Origin of the sequence: Niabella agricola, assembly GCF_021538615.1 — a bacterium.
Taxonomy (GTDB): Bacteria; Bacteroidota; Bacteroidia; order Chitinophagales; family Chitinophagaceae; genus Niabella; species Niabella agricola.
In genome coordinates, this window is record NZ_JAJHIZ010000003.1 from 1,359,196 (window position 1) to 1,376,227 (window position 17,032).

At 46.4% G+C, this 17,032-nt stretch carries 14 protein-coding genes and 5 tRNA genes; 5 read left to right on the plus strand and 14 right to left on the minus strand.

The features are described 5' to 3' along the window. Positions 1 to 23 precede the first annotated feature (23 nt). From LL912_RS11090 to LL912_RS11110, 5 genes are all read left to right on the plus strand, one after another. Positions 24 to 893 carry a UbiA prenyltransferase family protein gene (locus tag LL912_RS11090; protein ID WP_235553642.1) on the plus strand — a complete coding sequence of 290 codons (870 nt, stop codon included), beginning with the start codon at positions 24 to 26 and terminating at the stop codon, positions 891 to 893. Between the two features lie 29 nt (positions 894 to 922). Then, on the plus strand, positions 923 to 1,195 hold the full coding sequence (locus LL912_RS11095; RefSeq protein ID WP_235553643.1) for a hypothetical protein: 273 nt from the start codon (positions 923 to 925) through the stop codon (positions 1,193 to 1,195). 25 nt (positions 1,196 to 1,220) lie between these two features. Continuing rightward, positions 1,221 to 2,114, plus strand: coding sequence for a 5'-nucleotidase, lipoprotein e(P4) family (locus tag LL912_RS11100; protein ID WP_235553644.1), 894 nt, complete (start codon positions 1,221 to 1,223; stop codon positions 2,112 to 2,114). A gap of 159 nt (positions 2,115 to 2,273) precedes the next feature. Continuing rightward, positions 2,274 to 3,005, plus strand: a complete 732-nt coding sequence (locus LL912_RS11105; protein ID WP_235553645.1) for a pyridoxine 5'-phosphate synthase — start codon at positions 2,274 to 2,276, stop codon at positions 3,003 to 3,005. Between the two features lie 29 nt (positions 3,006 to 3,034). Then, a complete protein-coding gene (locus LL912_RS11110; protein WP_235553646.1) occupies positions 3,035 to 4,768 on the plus strand; it encodes a M14 family zinc carboxypeptidase in 1,734 nt (577 codons plus the stop codon). On the opposite strand, the gene LL912_RS11115 is transcribed toward LL912_RS11110, so the two are convergent. From LL912_RS11115 to rpoC, 14 genes are all read right to left on the minus strand, one after another. Continuing rightward, positions 4,758 to 5,210 (minus strand): hypothetical protein, encoded by a 453-nt coding sequence (locus tag LL912_RS11115; RefSeq protein ID WP_235553647.1) that lies wholly within the window; start codon positions 5,208 to 5,210, stop codon positions 4,758 to 4,760. The genes LL912_RS11110 and LL912_RS11115 overlap by 11 nt on opposite strands. Positions 5,211 to 5,434: 224 nt before the next feature. Next, positions 5,435 to 6,955, minus strand: a complete 1,521-nt coding sequence (locus LL912_RS11120; protein WP_235553648.1) for an APC family permease — start codon at positions 6,953 to 6,955, stop codon at positions 5,435 to 5,437. A gap of 100 nt (positions 6,956 to 7,055) precedes the next feature. Continuing rightward, on the minus strand, positions 7,056 to 7,667 hold the full coding sequence (locus LL912_RS11125) for an OmpH family outer membrane protein (RefSeq protein WP_235553649.1): 612 nt from the start codon (positions 7,665 to 7,667) through the stop codon (positions 7,056 to 7,058). Positions 7,668 to 7,822: 155 nt separating this feature from the next. Beyond that, complete coding sequence (gene nusG, locus LL912_RS11130; RefSeq protein WP_235553650.1) at positions 7,823 to 8,416, minus strand: transcription termination/antitermination protein NusG; 594 nt, start codon at positions 8,414 to 8,416, stop codon at positions 7,823 to 7,825. Positions 8,417 to 8,419: 3 nt separating this feature from the next. Further along, the gene (gene secE / locus LL912_RS11135; protein WP_235553651.1) at positions 8,420 to 8,617 is read right to left on the minus strand and encodes a preprotein translocase subunit SecE; all 198 of its coding nucleotides are present in this window, start codon (positions 8,615 to 8,617) and stop codon (positions 8,420 to 8,422) included. 87 nt (positions 8,618 to 8,704) lie between these two features. Then, positions 8,705 to 8,775 (minus strand) — tRNA-Trp (locus LL912_RS11140). A 177-nt stretch (positions 8,776 to 8,952) separates the two neighbouring features. Next, positions 8,953 to 10,140 carry an elongation factor Tu gene (gene tuf / locus LL912_RS11145; protein ID WP_235553652.1) on the minus strand — a complete coding sequence of 396 codons (1,188 nt, stop codon included), beginning with the start codon at positions 10,138 to 10,140 and terminating at the stop codon, positions 8,953 to 8,955. A 169-nt stretch (positions 10,141 to 10,309) separates the two neighbouring features. Next, positions 10,310 to 10,381: transfer RNA gene (locus LL912_RS11150), tRNA-Thr, on the minus strand. A gap of 80 nt (positions 10,382 to 10,461) precedes the next feature. Further along, positions 10,462 to 10,534, minus strand: a tRNA-Gly gene (locus LL912_RS11155). A gap of 133 nt (positions 10,535 to 10,667) precedes the next feature. Beyond that, positions 10,668 to 10,750, minus strand: a tRNA-Tyr gene (locus tag LL912_RS11160). Positions 10,751 to 10,782: 32 nt separating this feature from the next. Beyond that, positions 10,783 to 10,855 (minus strand) — tRNA-Thr (locus LL912_RS11165). A gap of 175 nt (positions 10,856 to 11,030) precedes the next feature. After that, positions 11,031 to 11,765, minus strand: coding sequence for a class I SAM-dependent methyltransferase (locus tag LL912_RS11170; RefSeq protein WP_235553653.1), 735 nt, complete (start codon positions 11,763 to 11,765; stop codon positions 11,031 to 11,033). A 498-nt stretch (positions 11,766 to 12,263) separates the two neighbouring features. Further along, positions 12,264 to 12,482 carry a hypothetical protein gene (locus LL912_RS11175; protein WP_235553654.1) on the minus strand — a complete coding sequence of 73 codons (219 nt, stop codon included), beginning with the start codon at positions 12,480 to 12,482 and terminating at the stop codon, positions 12,264 to 12,266. A 241-nt stretch (positions 12,483 to 12,723) separates the two neighbouring features. After that, a complete protein-coding gene (gene rpoC / locus LL912_RS11180; protein ID WP_235553655.1) occupies positions 12,724 to 17,019 on the minus strand; it encodes a DNA-directed RNA polymerase subunit beta' in 4,296 nt (1,431 codons plus the stop codon). Positions 17,020 to 17,032 lie beyond the last annotated feature (13 nt).

A 17,032-nucleotide genomic window follows, 5' to 3' on the forward strand; every position in this document is an offset into this window, starting at 1 on the left:
TTTGCAGCAGAAACCGGGTCTTCATGACGGCAAAGGGCAAAGTTTTTTTTGATTTTATTATTTTCAGCAACCTGTTCATCGCGTGCTGCGCGGTAGCCATGTGTCTTTGCACTGTTGCTGTTTTCGATATCGGAAAACTGCCTGCCGACTATGCGGCATTTGTATTCTTTTCTACCCTTTCCAGCTACAGCATTCACTGGTATCTTACCAATGCCGATGTAGAGATTACTGCCAGCCGCACCGATTGGCTCCGGCAACATAAATGGGTGCACGCTGTTTTCTTTATCATCAGTGCCATTGGCACCGCTTTTTTCCTAATCCGCTTAAAAGCGTACTGGCTGTACATCCTGCCGGCCGTGGGGTTGACGCTGATGTATACCGCTCCAAAATTTCCGCATCCCGTTTTCCGGTCACTGCAACGGTACATTCTCGGCAAAACCTTTCTGCTGGCGGCCATGTGGACCTATGTAACCACCGCGCTGACTTTTTTTGTTCAGCACATCACCTGGCAAACCCGGCATTTTATCTATGTGGCAGACCGGTTTGCCGTGATCTTTGCCATCTGTATTCTCTTTGACTTAAGAGATAAACAATTTGACAAGCAAACCGGAGTAAAAAGCCTTGTAACCATACTGCCGCTCGAAAAAATAAAAATAATTTTCACGGTATTTATCCTCATAAACATTACAGGCTCTTACATACTATATACTTATACTCAAGACCTTATATATTTCATCTTCCTGGCCCTGCCAGCAGTGTTCACCTACCTGCTTTACCCCTTCGCGATAAAATCTAAAAATGATTACCTTTTTTATTTTATTTTAGACGGCCTGATGGCGCTGACATCCGTATTGTACTTTATGAAAACGGTGGTTGAGATGTACATACGATAAGTTAGCACAAAAATTGATAGATATAACTTATGCATACTTCATTTAATAAAATTGTACACTTTACCCGCCTGATAAAAATCAACGGCAGATTACGAGAATTTAATTACCGGAAAAACAACAATGCCGGCAGCTATGTATTTGACGTAGACACAGCGGACGACCGCGGCAACCGTTTATTTTTCAGATTGCTGAAAGAGGATAACGAGTGGCAGCTCACCTCCAAAATGTCGATGCCGGAATGGATCACCGATAACCGGGAGTTATTGATCGCCGAACTGGAGGAAGGCGTACTAAACAATTAATCCTCCGGCATTCCGTTTTACAGCCATGTGTAAATTTTCAACCTCATTTCCGACAAAAAAAATTTACACATGGGTTGTTTCTACTCTTCTCGTGAAAAATAAAAAAGCAAATATCACGAAACCGCTGATAGTCTTACTATTGGCGCTGCTTTTCTCCTGCACTTCACCCCGCCATTCGGCCCGGTCATCAACTGCGGCTTCAATAATACCCATAAACGGTAAGCTCTGGAGTTCTGTGTACCAGCAAAAAGCAGCAGAATATGCAGCACTTTGTTACCAGGCTTATAATGCGGCGCGTATGAGCCTCGACCGATCCCTGGAAGCGGCGTCGCCTGGGAAACCGCCTGCCATTATTACCGATATTGATGAAACCTTCCTGGATAACAGTCCTTATGCGGTTCAACAAGCTTTACACGGCGAGGATTACGACAGCAAAACCTGGCAGCAATGGACAGTAAAAGGTGCAGCCCTGCCGCTTCCGGGAAGTGTTGATTTCTTTAATTATGCGGCTTCAAAGGGTGTTACGGTGTTTTATATTACTAACCGGAACGAACAGGAACGTGCCGGCACTATGGCCAACCTTAAAAAATACAATTATCCTTTTGCCGATCAGGAGCACCTGGTAATGATGCAGGACGAATCTTCAAAAGAAAAACGCCGCCAATCGGTAGCCACCCGCTATAGTATTCTGTTGCTGCTGGGCGATAATCTTGCAGATTTCAGTTCGCTCTGGGATAAAAAAACAACAAAAGAACGATTGCAGCAGGTAACCGATACGGCTGCAGCTTTTGGTACCCGGTTTATCCTGCTTCCGAACCTTACCTATGGCGGATGGGAAGATGCGCTTTACGGCAACCGGCACAGCCTTTCCCCTGCTCAAAAAGATTCCGCCATCAGGGCCAACCTCACCGGTTATTAGTACTTTTATTCCAATCGACAGGACCGCAACCTTACAGCCGCATTCGCCATCAGGAAAACCACAAAATAGTGTACATTGCAACAAGACAGGTTACGAAATGTTCCGAAACCACCCATTTATCAGACCGGAGACCCTGTTCTTCCGCAAAATCTACCAAATATGACAAAATTGTCGGTCAATATTAATAAAATTGCCACACTACGCAATTCCCGTGGCGGCAATAATCCCGATCTTATTAAAATGGCGCTGGATGCGGAAAATTTCGGGGCCGATGGTATTACAGTTCATCCCCGGCCGGATGAACGGCATATCCGTTATAAAGATGTATATGATCTGAAACCGCTGCTTACTACTGAGTTCAATATAGAAGGCAACAGCCGTGAACAAAAGTTCACCGACCTGGTTTTGGAAGTACGCCCTCACCAGGTAACCCTGGTTCCGGATGCTACGGGGCAATTAACATCCGACCACGGGTGGAACACCATTCAACACCAGGAATATCTTAAGACCACCATCCGTCTTTTTAAGGATGCAGGGATCCGGGTATCCATTTTTGTAGATCCTGATACCAGGATGGTTGAGGGTGCGGCAGCAGCAGGAACCGACCGGATAGAGCTTTATACAGAAGGGTATGCAAGAAACTTTCCGGAAAACCGGGAAGCCGCCATTGCACCCTATGTAGCCGCAGCTGAAAAGGCACGGGAGTTAGGGCTGGGGCTGAATGCCGGGCATGACCTGGACCTGAATAACCTGAATTATTTCAGCCAGCAAATTCCCTGGCTCGATGAAGTAAGCATCGGGCATGCGCTGATCTGTGATGCGCTTTACCTGGGTTTTGAGAATACGATTCAATTGTACAAACGACAGCTGGCTATGAGAAGCGGCCTGTAACTTCTTCAACTTTTTTATTTCTATTGACAATGATCCGGATGCTTTCTCTTTTTCTGGTCAACTGCCTGCTTGCTGCGGCAGCTTCTGCGCAAACGCTTACAACTGTTTTTGAAACAAGTGATGGACAGCAAACGCCCGAATATGCCGCCCTTATCCAATGGTGGCAACAACTGGATAAACTATCGGACAAGGTGTCGATGCGTCCCATGGGCATGACGGATGCCGGGTTCCCATTACACCTGGTTACCATCAGCAACCGGCCGGTTACCAGCTTTGCAAAAGCACACGAGCTGCAAAAAACAGTGATCCTCATTAATAACGGCATCCATCCGGGAGAGCCGGATGGCATTGATGCTTCAATGTTGCTGGCGCGCGATATTGCGGAAAACAAACTCCGGCTTCCGGATAACGTAGTACTGGCCCTTATACCGGTTTACAATATTGGTGGATGCCTGAACCGCAGCGCCTATTACCGGGTAGACCAGGACGGTCCCGAAGCATTTGGATCGAGAGGCAATTCACAGAACCTGGATCTGAACCGGGATTTTATTAAATGTGATACAAAGGACGCCCTGGCCTTTACCGAAATATTCCACCTCGTAGATCCGGATATATTTGTTGACAATCATGTAAGCAATGGTGCCGACTATCAACATGTGATGACGCTGCTGTCTTCCCAGCATAATAAACTGGGAGGAAAAATGGGCGTATTTATGAACCGGCAATTTGAACCGGAGCTCTACCTGCGCATGAAAAAAGAAGGCTTTGACCTGATTCCCTATGTAAATGACTTTGGGGATGCTGTTACCAATGGCTGGCCGGCATTCTGGGACAGCCCCCGGTATGCCAGCGGTTACGCCACCCTGTTCCATTCGTTTGCATTTGTGCCCGAAACACATATGCTGAAGCCTTATCCGCAGCGTGTAAAAGCCACTTATGCGCTGATGAAAAGTTTTATTGGTTTTGCAGCCGATCATGGCCGTCAGATACAGGAACTGAGGCGGGAAGCCCGGGCAGAAGTCATACAGGCTTCATCATTTCCAGCAGCCTACAAACTGGATTCGGCAGCCGTTTCCACCATTCTCTTTAAAGGATACGAGGCCACTATGAAGAAAAGTGAAGTATCGGGTTTGCCCCGACTCTATTACGACCGGACAAAGCCGTTTACCAGGAAGATTCCTTTTTATAATGAATACCGTCCTCAGCGTTTTGTAGCCAAACCACGCGCCTATATTATTCCCCAGGGATGGTGGAAGGTTGTGGACCGGTTAAAGGCGAACAAGATAAAGATGCAGCAACTGACCCGTGATACCGCCCTGACTGTTCAGGCTTATTATATCAGCAAATACCGTTCTTCTGCAGTTCCTTACCAAATGCACCACGCCAACACCGATGTGGAAGTGGAAACCAAAGTACAGCGGCTCTCCTTCAGGAAAGGAGATTGGTGGGTCCCCATGAACCAGCCGGCAAACCGGTTCCTGTTTGAAACACTGGAACCGTATTATGAAGACAGCTATTTTGCCTGGAACTTTTTTGACGGGATCTTAAACAACAAGGAATGGTATTCGGCATACAATTATGAAGACATTGCAGCCGCTTATCTGAAAGAACAGCCTTCACTCCGGGCCGCCCTTGAAGAACGACGTAAATCGGATACTGCTTTTGCTAACAGCGCTGTCGCACAGCTAACGTTCATCTTCAATCAATCGCCGTATAAAGACCCCGACTATATGCGTTACCCGGTTTTCCGGATCATGGATTAGCGCCGGGTGCAGCCGCAGGCGCCTTTTCAAGCATAAATCCGTTTTCGGCAGCAAAGCGAACCTGTGTGTCCTGCAAGCGGAGCATCACCTCTTCCTGGGCCACCAGGATCTGGTTCATCCGGTTGCTGGCTTCCATTCGGGCGGGCTCATCCGGTGCATCACCAATCGCCCTGTAGGCCGTATACAAGCTCTTAAAATATTCAAAATAGCGGATGGCTACAGTTTTAAAATCTTCGCCTCCCGTAAATTTTGAGACATCTATTTTTTCAATCTTGTCGATTTTTTCCTGGATGATTGTTTCCATTTTTTCTGCAGCCGCCGAAACGCATTTATAATCCGCACTGTCCGCACATCGCTTAATCGTATTTTCGGTCTGACGTATCGGCTCTGCAAGACTTTGTTCCAGTGTTGCTACCTCGTCACTATACTGTTTCGCAGACATGGTCACTTTTTCCTTGCAGGCTGTTAAAAGAAAGAATCCCAACGTACATAATACTGTGTTCAATCTCAATCGCATTGATGTATTTATTTTGTATCCAATGAGCGGCCCAAAAGCCTTACTCCTGGCCTGGTTTCCCTGCCCGCATGGTGAACTGCTGTTAACCGCCGGTCCTGTTATTGCAACCCCGACCTTACTGCTAACAACCGCTTATCGCTTTAAGGCCATCAGGCACCGGTGTTTCCGTTCGGGGTATTACCGGCTTTCCGGGCATAATAATAATAAATAGGCACTCCAATTATAACAATAACCAGGCCTAATAATGAAGTAAAGGTTTTTTCATATAGCAACCCAATCCCAAGGGTGCCCGCCATCAGGAGGTAAATGATAGGAATTACCGGGTAACCAAACGCTTTGTAGGGCCGTTCCGCATCCGGACGGCTCCGGCGCAGGCGAAAAACCCCTACAATGGTCAGGATGTAAAACACAACCGTAATGAACACCACATAATCCAGCAGTACCCCATACTGTCCGCTAAGACATAACGCACTCGCCCAGATACATTGAGCCCAAAGTGCCCACTGGGGTACGGCATTTTTATTGAGCGTGCCAGCCTGGGGAAGGAATAATTTATCTTTGGCCATGGTATAATACACCCGGGCCCCCGAAAGGATGAGCCCGTTGTTACAGCCGAAAGTTGATATCATGATCATCACCGCGATAATAGCAGCACCGTAATGTCCGAAAATGGAAGACGCAGCGGCTGTGGCCACACGATCCTGGACCGCAAATGCGATATTTGGGTCAGCTACTTCCGGAGCATAGGCGACCATTGAGCCCGTAGCGGGTGGTATCATGGGCAAAACGGCCAGATACATCAGGTTGGCCAGCAGGTACACCACCGTTACCACCAGGGTGCCCAGAAAAAGGCTCAATCCTACATTGCGTTTGGGATTCTTAATTTCCCCTGCAATAAATGTTACATTTTCCCAGGCTACACTACTAAAAACAGACCCCACCATCGCCGCACTGATCAATCCCAGGGCTACCATCATGCTGCCCGGGGTTTGGAATACAGACCAGCCCTGCTTCACACCAGCGGCGTCATGAACCGGAGCGGTAAATTTCATATCAAATCCCGTAGCCCAGTTTGCATTCCAGATATCTGCTTTTGCAGCCATCAGCAATCCGAATATGATCAGACCGAACAATGAAAAAAGTTTAACAATAGTAAAAACCGTCTGAATGATCTTTCCATCCTTTACACCACGTGTGTTTACGTATGTTAGAAAAATAATAAGCGCGATGGAAACCAGCTGTGCAGGAAAGATGCGGATCCAGCCGAATTCAAAAAGCAGGTTCCGTTCATCCATGGTCAGTGCAGGAATAAAATAGCCGGCAAACTTGCTGAACGCAACGCCCACTGCGGCAATGGTTCCGGTTTGAATGACCGAGAAAAAACTCCAGCCGTATAAAAAGCCCAGCATCGGGCTATACGCTTCCTTCAGGTACACATACTGCCCACCCGCCTTGGGAAACATGGAAGAAAGTTCGCCATAAGTTACTGCTGCAAAAACGGTCATTAATCCCGTGATCACCCATAGGGCCACCAGCCAGCCTGCAGATCCTACCTGCCGGGTCATATCAGCGGTTACAATAAAAATACCGGAACCAATCATGGATCCGGCTACGATCATGGTACCGTCGAACAAATTGAGCGATTGTTTAAACGTAACTTTCTCAGCCATTGTTTTAATTTATTAGCTCAAAATAAGATTTTATTGGAAATAAAAGGCAAAAAAATACCCTGCTAAAAAGCAAGGTGATGACTAAAATCCGGCTGAAGGATTATTTCTTTTCGCTCTTGTATTGCTCATTCAAACCCTTGATCACCTCCCTCGTAATGTCATAAGTGCTATCTTTATAATAAAACAACCCCGGTTCATAAGCGAAAATAAAGGAGAAAGTGCCGTCGGCATTAAATACTTTCAGGTATTCTTCAATCTTCTTTTTCACACTCATATTTTTACTGGCTACAAAGTTATTGAATTCATCCATCAGGCTTTGCCGCTTTTCCATCATCTGGTTTTGGGTGGTTTCCACATCCTGGCGCGCAGCTAATGCCTGTTCTTCCGTCATCGCATTACTTTGTTGCTGATAGCCGCCCACCTTTGCTTTAAACGATTTCTCCATCTTATCGAGTTCTCCGGTAATGGCGCTTTTTTTCTTTTCCACCTCCCGCTCTACATTCCTTGCCAGTTCATAATGCTCCTGGATGGAATCCATATCGATATAGGCAAACACCGCATTCTTATGTAATAAGGAATCTTTGCCCTTGGAAAGCAACGGGCCGGCATGCGAAGCCCCGTTGGCACCGGAGGTTCCGCTAAACTGTTTGTATAACAAAAAACCCACGGCAACCACCAGTAATGCATTTACAACAAGGAGCGCATTCTTCATTTCTCAATTTTTACAATAAATATAAAACAACTTGCAATATACCAATGAATTAAACAAAAAAAATATCCGGATGTGTATCTTATGATAGCCTTAACACCACGAAAAAGCCGCCCCAACTGTATCGGGGCGGCTTTGCTTAATATTCTTACAGGGTCTTAAACAATTTTTTCAACCTGCATATAGTTCAGTTCCACCGGTGTTGATCTTCCAAAGATCTTTACGGTAACTTTCAGTTTTTTCTTTTCGTCATTCACTTCTTCAATTACGCCGTTAAAGTCATTAAACGGTCCCTCCACAATCTTGATGGTTTCACCAACAATAAAGGGCTCTACCATGCTTACTCCGCCGGCCTCTGCCATTTCATCCATTCTGCCCAGCATCTTGTTTACTTCAGCTTTACGGAGTGCAATGGGGTTATCCTTTCCCAGAAAATGAATGACACTGTTTGTATTAACCACCAGGTCTCTCAGGTCATCGCTCATTTTTCCATCCAGCACCTCAATCATTACATACCCCGGGTAATAGTTCCGCTCCCGCATTACCTTTTTCCCGTTCTGTACTTTATATACCTTTTCAACGGGAAGGAACACCTGCTTTACCACCTTTTCAAACTCGCTTCTCGAAATTTCCTTGTCCAGATACTCCTTAACCTTCCGCTCTTTACCGCTCACCACCCGCAATACATACCATTTGGTATCCTGCTGGGGTGCTGCCGGAGTCGTATTATCTGTTGTGTTTACACCTTCCATGCTCTAACTATAAAGGATTTTGTATAAAAAATTAAGCCCGCCTCCGGCAATAAAATCCATCAGCCAGATCATCACGGTGATCAGCACTGTAGCGCCCAACACAATCATTGTAGACTGTTGCAGTTCGCCCCAGGTAGGCCAGGTTACTTTTTCTGCCAGCTCCTTATAGCTGTTTTTTACATAATCTCCGAACTTGCTCATCTTAATAATTTATGGTTCATAGTTTACGGTTCATGGTTATGTAGCATTACTATGAACTATTAACGAAAAAACAATGAACGTGTTTAGCACGGGCACAAGGATTCGAACCCTGATCAAAGGTTTTGGAGACCTCTATTCTACCATTGAACTATGCCCGTGTGTAGCCGGGATGAACCCGGCTTGAAGAACTTTTTACAAACAACTGAATAAATAGGATTGTAATCTTTTCTATTCCTGTCTTCCATGTTACCGGAAGAACCATGCCTGTAAACTAATTAGCTAATCAGCGGCTGCCAATTAGCTAATTGGTTATATTTCAAAGAATCTTATCAAAATTATTTGATAATCTCAGTTACCTGACCTGCACCTACTGTACGGCCACCTTCACGAATCGCGAACTTCAAACCTTTTTCCATCGCGATCGGAGTGATCAGTTTTACAGTCAGAGAAGTGTTATCGCCAGGCATGATCATCTCAGTACCTTCAGCTAATGTACACTCACCGGTTACATCCGTTGTACGGAAATAGAACTGAGGACGGTATTTGTTGAAGAACGGAGTGTGACGGCCACCTTCATCTTTGCTCAGTACATAAACCTCAGCTTTGAATTCAGTGTGCGGAGTGATAGATCCGGGTTTGCAGATTACCATACCACGACGGATCTGGGTTTTCTCAATACCACGTAACAACAGACCTGCGTTATCACCAGCTTCACCTTCATCCAGGATCTTACGGAACATTTCCACACCTGTTACAGTAGAAGTCAGAGGTTTTTCCATCAGACCTACGATTTCTACAGGCTCACCGGTTTTGATTTTACCTCTTTCGATACGACCTGTTGCAACAGTACCACGACCAGTGATAGAGAACACGTCCTCAACACTCATCAGGAACGGAAGATCGATCGGACGGGGAGGCAGCGGAATATAGCTGTCTACAGCATCCATCAGTTCAGTGATCGCACCAACCCATTTTTCTTCGCCAGCCAGAGCGCCGGTTGCAGAACCTTTAATGATAGGAGTGTTGTCACCATCGAAACCACGCTTTGTTAACTCATCGCGTACTTCCATTTCAACCAGATCCAACAGTTCAGGATCGTCAACCAGGTCAACTTTATTTAAGAAAACCACCATTTTAGGTACACCAACCTGTGCAGCCAAAAGGATGTGCTCTTTTGTTTGAGGCATCGGACCATCAGTAGCCGCTACCACCAGGATGGCTCCATCCATCTGGGCAGCACCAGTGATCATATTTTTAACGTAGTCAGCGTGACCGGGGCAATCTACGTGTGCGTAGTGACGAGTAGCAGTTTCATATTCTACGTGAGCTGTATTAATTGTAATACCTCTCTCTTTCTCTTCTGGTGCACCATCGATATCGTCATATTTTTTTGCCTGAGCTAAACCTTTCTTAGAAAGAATCTCGGTAATAGCGGCAGTCAAAGTGGTTTTACCATGGTCAACGTGGCCAATGGTACCAATGTTTACGTGGGGTTTCTCCCGCTTAAAGGTCTCTTTTGACATTGTTATCTTTTTTAATTGTTTTTACTAAATTTTTATTTATTCACAAATCCAGCCGGGGCTGGATTGTAATACATCGATGAATCGCTTCTACAGAGGTGCAACTCATCTAAAATACCAAAAGAAGAGCCATTAGTACTGGTTTTACCCAGAATGACTGCTTCTATTTTAGAGCCGTTGATGAGACTTGAACTCACGACCTCTTCCTTACCAAGGAAGTGCTCTACCCCTGAGCTACAACGGCGATCTCAGTTGATAGCTCAGAATCTGTTTAACACAAATCCTTCGCCTGCAACGGGGCAGGCTCAACTACAAACGAAACAGAGCGGGAGACGAGGCTCGAACTCGCCACCTATAGCTTGGAAGGCTATCGCTCTACCAAATGAGCTACTCCCGCTTATCAATTTGAAAATTTGAAGATGAACTAATTTGAACATCAGTCATCCCAAAATCGTCAAATTCAAAGAACTTTCATATTTGAAACGTGTCATTTTCAAATCTTCAAATTCACACATTTTCAAATTGAACAGTGGGCAGAGAAGGATTCGAACCTCCGTACTCCGAAGAGAACAGATTTACAGTCTGTCGCCTTTAACCACTCGGCCATCTACCCAAACCAAAGCCATTCCCGGAGGAATGCTTATGAGCCGAAGAAGGGAGTCGAACCCGCGACCTGCTGATTACAAATCAGCTGCTCTACCAACTGAGCTACTTCGGCTTATAAAAAGAACTAATTTCTGGTAGTTAGTGGCTGAAACACAGTACTGAACAGCTCCAAAAATTGGGAAGGCAAAAGTAAGGCTTTTTTATCATTCAATAAATTTTGTTGCACAATTTTTTTATAATTTTTTATTGCTAAAATAAAACGGATAACCGGTGCCCTTTTTTGCTGTTTACGAAGGCTTTTCTGCTGCAATTAAAATAAAAAGCGGCCGTCGTGTTTCATCCTGCATCCCGGGAAGGTGCAACAGTTCCGGCCCTGGCTGCGGCTCTGCTATTTGCCGGATCCTGAACCCTGTGTCCAGCAAGGTATTGATCCAGGTGGCCATAGTGCGATGGTACTTAACCACTTCGTGATCCAGGAAACGGGTTGTTCTTTGGCCTTCTTCCTGGTAATGGTCTACCGGCCAGTGCAGCCGGTTTCCTGTTGCATCACAAAACCAATCCTGGGCTGCCCGCGCTGTAAACACCGGATGTTCTGCAGAAAAGACAAAAGCACCGCCGGCAGCGAGCATACTCAGCACTTTTGAGCAAATGCTTCTATAATCTGCAACATAATGCAACGCCAGGGAGCTGATGACCACATCAAAGGAATCCGGCGGAAATTCAACGGTCTCAATGGATTGTTGGAAGTACTGAATTTGGATAAACTCTTTATAGCTCCGGGCCTGCTCCAGCATTTTTTCCGACAGATCCACACCAGCTACCCCGGCAGCACCTTGTTCCGCCGCATACCGGCAATGCCACCCATAACCACACCCAAGGTCCAGCACCCGTTTGCCCTTCAGATCCGGCAGCATCGCGCGTAACACCGGCCACTCCCCTGCCGCACTCAACCCCTCTTGTGAACGGGGCATGCGGCTGTAACTCTCAAAAAATGAGGGATCGTCGTATTTGTTCTGTTCCATAGTGCGAAATTACCAGTCTCTTTTTTTAATTACTGCTCTGAAAAAACTATCGACCTTATTACCGAGGGGATCCCCGTATTCATTATAAAAGACAGATTCGAAGGAAATATAGCCATACAGGCTATCCCCTATGGAATAGCCTGCCTTGTCCAATACCAGTTTTTGCCATAACGGAACATTTAGTGGTTCTATCTCCTCGTCATCATTATATCGTCATAATAGCAAGGCATAACGAGGCATTTACGCCCGCACAGGTAAATAGAAAACCCTTTTCCGCCGAATCCGTACCAGACGCCTATTCGAATTTCCAGGGTATCGTTTTTTAAATACGCCTGGCGATTATTGTTCGCCCCTATATTATTTGAAAATAATGATCCTCCCCTTCAAAATAGTTCCGTACAGTAATATAGTGGTCAACTTTGGATGAAGGTTTTGCCGGAAGGGAGCGATCGCCGTTCTCCTTAAAGGGATTTGAAAGGGGTCCTCACTCCTGTTCATCTATTGATAGGCCGTATCCGTTGAAAAATCCAGATTCACTTCAAAGGCGCTCCAGTAACGAGCATCCTGGCAGAAAACGGCAAACCGGTGCAGATTGCGTGTATCGTGCCTGTATACACTGTCTGCAACCATTTCCATCCGGTTACGCGGCAATTGAAGGAATGCATTTTTAACAGGTTTCGACTGGCATTCGACTAAGGCTCCGGTCAATAACAGCATAAAGCATCCGGTACGCGTAGAGATCCGATTTGTCTAATAAGGACCCAGTATCCAAAATATTCTTTATACCCGGTCAGTGCGAACACTGCCCGTGGTGCTTTTAATAAAAAAAGATAGCCGTCTATTATAAGATGCTTTTACCATCAAAAATTGCATAAAAAGGCCTGCCCGGTTCCTCATTGTCTTTATAAAAAAAGAGCGGTTTTTTAAGCCGCTCTTTTGATCTATAAGGTAAAAAAACTTATTCTTCTTCGTCAAAAGACATGGCCTCACGTGCTGTCTGCAGCAGTTCGTATTCTTCCTTGCTTCCTACGATCATGTTCTCAAACTCACGCAGACCGGTACCAGCAGGGATATGGTGGCCTGTGATCACGTTTTCTTTCAGACCCAGCATTTCATCTGCCTTACCATGGATGGCTGCAGAAGACAGCACCTTAGTGGTTTCCTGGAAGGAAGCCGCCGAAATCCAGCTTTGCACACCCAGAGACGCTTTGGTAATCCCCAGCAAGGTAGGCGCCGAAGTGGCCGGCTGTGCATCGCGGTATTCCACCGTTTTCTTGTCGTTACGACGCAGTACGGAGTTTTCTTCGCGCAGTTCCCGAAGGCTGATGATCTGACCTGCACGGAGCTTGGTTGAATCACCCGGATCTGTGATTACTTTTTTCTCGTATACAAAGTCGTTCTCATCCACAAATTCGAACTTATCTACCAGGTCATCTTCCAGGAAGCGGGTATCACCCGGATCCACGATGCTTACCTTACGCATCATCTGGCGAACGATCACCTCGATGTGCTTATCGTTAATACGTACACCCTGTAAGCGGTATACTTCCTGGATCTCATTCACCACGTACTGCTGTACAGCGAACGGTCCCTGGATGGATAGAATATCCTGCGGAGAGATCTGGCCGTCGCTTAATGGACTACCTGCTTTTACAAAGTCGCCATCCTGGGCCAGGATCTGCCTTGTAAGCGGCACCAGGTATTTACGGGTTACACCATCTTTTGCTTCAATGATGATTTCCCGGTTACCCCGTTTAACGGCACCCATCGAAACCACCCCGTCAATTTCCGATACAACAGCCGGGCTGCTGGGGTTCCGTGCTTCAAACAGCTCGGTTACACGCGGCAGACCCCCGGTGATATCTTTCAGTTTACCCAGGATACGCGGTATCTTAACCAGTACACGCCCTGCTTTTACCTCATCACCATCATCCAGCATCAGGTGGCTACCAGTAGGTAAGTTGTACGATTTATTTTCTTTGCCCTCTACTACAATAGAAGGAATCTTTGTCTTATCACGGGTTTCAATAACCACTTTCTCACGGTGGCCGGTTTGTTCGTCGGCTTCTTCGCGGTAGGTTACCCCTTCAATCACATTTTCAAACTTCAGTACTCCGTCAGCTTCCGCAATGATTACGTTGTTATACGGATCCCATGAACAGATCGCATCCCCTTTAGAAATCTTCTGACCATCTTTTACCAATAAGGTAGATCCGTAAGGAATGTTATTGGTAATTAACAGGCGGTCATTTTTTGTATCGATGATACGGGCTTCACCGGTACGGCCGATTACCACACGTACATCATCTCCTTCCGCATTGGTTGTGATTACAGAGCGTACTCCGTCAAACTGGATGGTACCGTCAAACTTAGCAGTCAGGGTAGAATCTACCGATGCAGAACCGGCCACACCACCCACGTGGAATGTACGCAGTGTCAGCTGTGTACCCGGCTCACCAATGGACTGGGCAGCAATGATTCCCACTGCATCTCCTTTCTGGGCCAGGATACCGGATGCCAGGTTCTTACCATAGCATTTTACGCAACAGCCGCGCTTACTTTCGCAGGTCAGTACGGAACGGATCTCGATCGACTCAATACCGGCTGCCTCAATATTACGTGCTTTTTCTGCGGAGATTTCGGTACCCGCTTCCAGCAACAGTTCATCGGTTTGCGGATCATAAATATCATGCAGGGATGTACGTCCCTCGATCCGGTCTGCCAGTGGTTCAATGATGTCCTCATTGTCTTTCAGAGCCGCAATGGAAATGCCTCTTAAGGTACCACAATCTTCTTCGGTGATCACCACATCCTGTGCTACATCCACCAAACGACGGGTCAGGTAACCGGCATCGGCCGTTTTCAGGGCCGTATCCGCAAGACCTTTACGCGCACCGTGGGTAGAGATAAAGTAATCCAATACATTCAGTCCACCTTTAAAGTTGGAAAGGATCGGGTTCTCAATGATCTCAGACCCTGTAGAGCCTGATTTTCTGGGCTTGGCCATCAATCCCCGGATACCGGCCAGCTGTTTGATCTGCTGCTTGCTACCCCGGGCTCCGGAATCCAGCATCATGTATACAGAGTTGAACCCTTGTTTATCGGCGCTCAGTTCGCGGATCAGTGTTTCTGTAAGACGTGTATCCACACGGCTCCAGATATCTACGATCTGGTTGTAACGCTCGTTATTGGTGATCAATCCCATGTTATAGTTATCCCACACCTCGTCTACTTCACTCTTCGCATTTTCCAGCAGTTCTTCTTTAATGTCCGGAATGATCAAGTCATTAATGCTGAAAGACAGACCACCCTGGAAGGCGGTACGGAATCCTAATTGTTTAATATCATCCAGGAACTTCGCTGTTTTTGGAACGTCGGTAATCTCAATGATATCACCGATGATCTCCCGCAGGTTCTTTTTAGTCAGTAAGGCGTTTACAAAACCAACTTCTTCAGGTACAAACTGGTTAAAGATCACACGGCCAACCGTGGTTTCGATCAGTTTTTTCTCCAGCGTCCCGGTCTTCTCATTCCGCACAACACCTTTTACTTTAATCCACGCATGCAGGTCGATCTGCTTTTCGTTATAAGCAATGATTACCTCTTCTGCAGAATAAAAGGCCTTTCCTTCTCCGCGCACCTTCTCGGTTTCGGTCGATTTTTTTCCTTTGGTAATATAGTACAGTCCCAGTACCATGTCCTGCGAAGGCAGGGTGATGGGCGTACCGTTCTGCGGATTCAGGATGTTATGAGAAGCCAGCATCAGCAGTTGAGCTTCCAGGATTGCTGCGTTGCTCAACGGCACGTGTACCGCCATCTGGTCACCATCAAAGTCGGCGTTGAAGGCCGCAGTAACCAGCGGGTGCAGCTGGATCGCTTTACCTTCGATCAGTTTGGGCTGGAAGGCCTGGATCGACAAACGGTGCAGCGTTGGGGCACGATTTAACATGACCGGGTGCCCTTTTAAAATATTTTCAAGGATATCCCAAACCACCGCTTCTTTTTTATCCACCAGCTTGCGGGCCGATTTTACGGTTTTTACGATACCTCTTTCAATCAGTTTACGAATGATGAACGGTTTAAACAATTCCGCCGCCATATCTTTTGGCAGACCGCACTCATGCATTTTCATTTCAGGTCCTACCACAATTACCGAACGGCCGGAGTAGTCTACACGTTTACCCAACAGGTTCTGACGGAAACGTCCCTGTTTTCCTTTCAATACATCACTCAGTGATTTCAATGCCCGTCCGCCTTCAGCTTTAACGGCATTGGATTTTCTTGAGTTATCAAACAGTGAGTCGATCGCTTCCTGCAGCATCCGCTTTTCGTTCCGCAGGATCACTTCAGGGGCTTTGATCTCCATCAGACGCTTCAAACGGTTGTTCCGGATGATTACCCGACGGTACAGGTCGTTCAGATCCGAAGATGCAAAACGGCCGCCATCCAGGGGCACCAGCGGACGCAGTTCTGGTGGAATCACCGGGATGTATTGCATGATCATCCATTCCGGACGGTTGGTGATTCTTGTGTTGGCATCACGGAAGGCTTCTACTACACTCAGCCTTTTTAAAGCGTCTGCTTTACGCTGCTGCGATGTTTCAGTAGCGGCAGAGTTTCTCAGGTCGAAAGACAACTGGTCCAGATCGATGCGCTGCAACAGATCGTGTACGGCTTCAGCCCCCATCTTAGCGATGAACTTTTGCGGATCATCGTCTGGCAGGTACTGGTTATCTTTTGGAAGTGTATCCAGGATATCGAGGTATTCTTCCTCAGTTAACAGGTCTCCATAGTTCTGACCCTTATCTTCACGCACACCCGCCTGGATCACTACATATCTTTCGTAGTAGATAATGGTCTCCAGTTTTTTGGAGCTCATTCCCAGCAGGTAACCAATTTTATTGGGCAGTGACTTGAAGTACCAGATGTGTACCACAGGTACTACCAGTTTGATATGGCCCATCCGCTCACGGCGTACTTTTTTCTCCGTAACCTCTACACCGCAACGATCACACACGATACCTTTATAACGGATGCGCTTGTACTTACCGCAGGCACATTCATAGTCCTTTACGGGACCAAATATTCTTTCGCAAAACAAACCATCACGCTCTGGTTTGTAAGTACGGTAGTTAATAGTTTCGGGCTTTAATACCTCGCCATGACTTTTTTCCAGAATAGTATCCGGAGAAGCAAGACCGATGGTAATTTTTGAAAACGCTGCCTTTGGGCGATTGTCTTTTTTAGTAGCCATAATCTTATTGAAG

Bases quoted from the DNA above. Each gene is read 5' to 3' on its own strand.
- LL912_RS11090 (WP_235553642.1), top strand. From the start codon at position 24: ATGACGGCAAAGGGCAAAGTTTTTTTTGATTTTATTATTTTCAGCAAC.
- LL912_RS11095 (WP_235553643.1), top strand. From the start codon at position 923: ATGCATACTTCATTTAATAAAATTGTACACTTTACCCGCCTGATAAAA.
- LL912_RS11100 (WP_235553644.1), top strand. From the start codon at position 1,221: ATGTGTAAATTTTCAACCTCATTTCCGACAAAAAAAATTTACACATGG.
- LL912_RS11105 (WP_235553645.1), top strand. From the start codon at position 2,274: ATGACAAAATTGTCGGTCAATATTAATAAAATTGCCACACTACGCAAT.
- LL912_RS11110 (WP_235553646.1), top strand. From the start codon at position 3,035: ATGATCCGGATGCTTTCTCTTTTTCTGGTCAACTGCCTGCTTGCTGCG.
- LL912_RS11115 (WP_235553647.1), bottom strand. From the start codon at position 5,210: ATGTCTGCGAAACAGTATAGTGACGAGGTAGCAACACTGGAACAAAGT.
- LL912_RS11120 (WP_235553648.1), bottom strand. From the start codon at position 6,955: ATGGCTGAGAAAGTTACGTTTAAACAATCGCTCAATTTGTTCGACGGT.
- LL912_RS11125 (WP_235553649.1), bottom strand. From the start codon at position 7,667: ATGAAGAATGCGCTCCTTGTTGTAAATGCATTACTGGTGGTTGCCGTG.
- nusG (WP_235553650.1), bottom strand. From the start codon at position 8,416: ATGGAAGGTGTAAACACAACAGATAATACGACTCCGGCAGCACCCCAG.
- secE (WP_235553651.1), bottom strand. From the start codon at position 8,617: ATGAGCAAGTTCGGAGATTATGTAAAAAACAGCTATAAGGAGCTGGCA.
- tuf (WP_235553652.1), bottom strand. From the start codon at position 10,140: ATGTCAAAAGAGACCTTTAAGCGGGAGAAACCCCACGTAAACATTGGT.
- LL912_RS11170 (WP_235553653.1), bottom strand. From the start codon at position 11,765: ATGGAACAGAACAAATACGACGATCCCTCATTTTTTGAGAGTTACAGC.
- LL912_RS11175 (WP_235553654.1), bottom strand. From the start codon at position 12,482: ATGCTGTTATTGACCGGAGCCTTAGTCGAATGCCAGTCGAAACCTGTT.
- rpoC (WP_235553655.1), bottom strand. From the start codon at position 17,019: ATGGCTACTAAAAAAGACAATCGCCCAAAGGCAGCGTTTTCAAAAATT.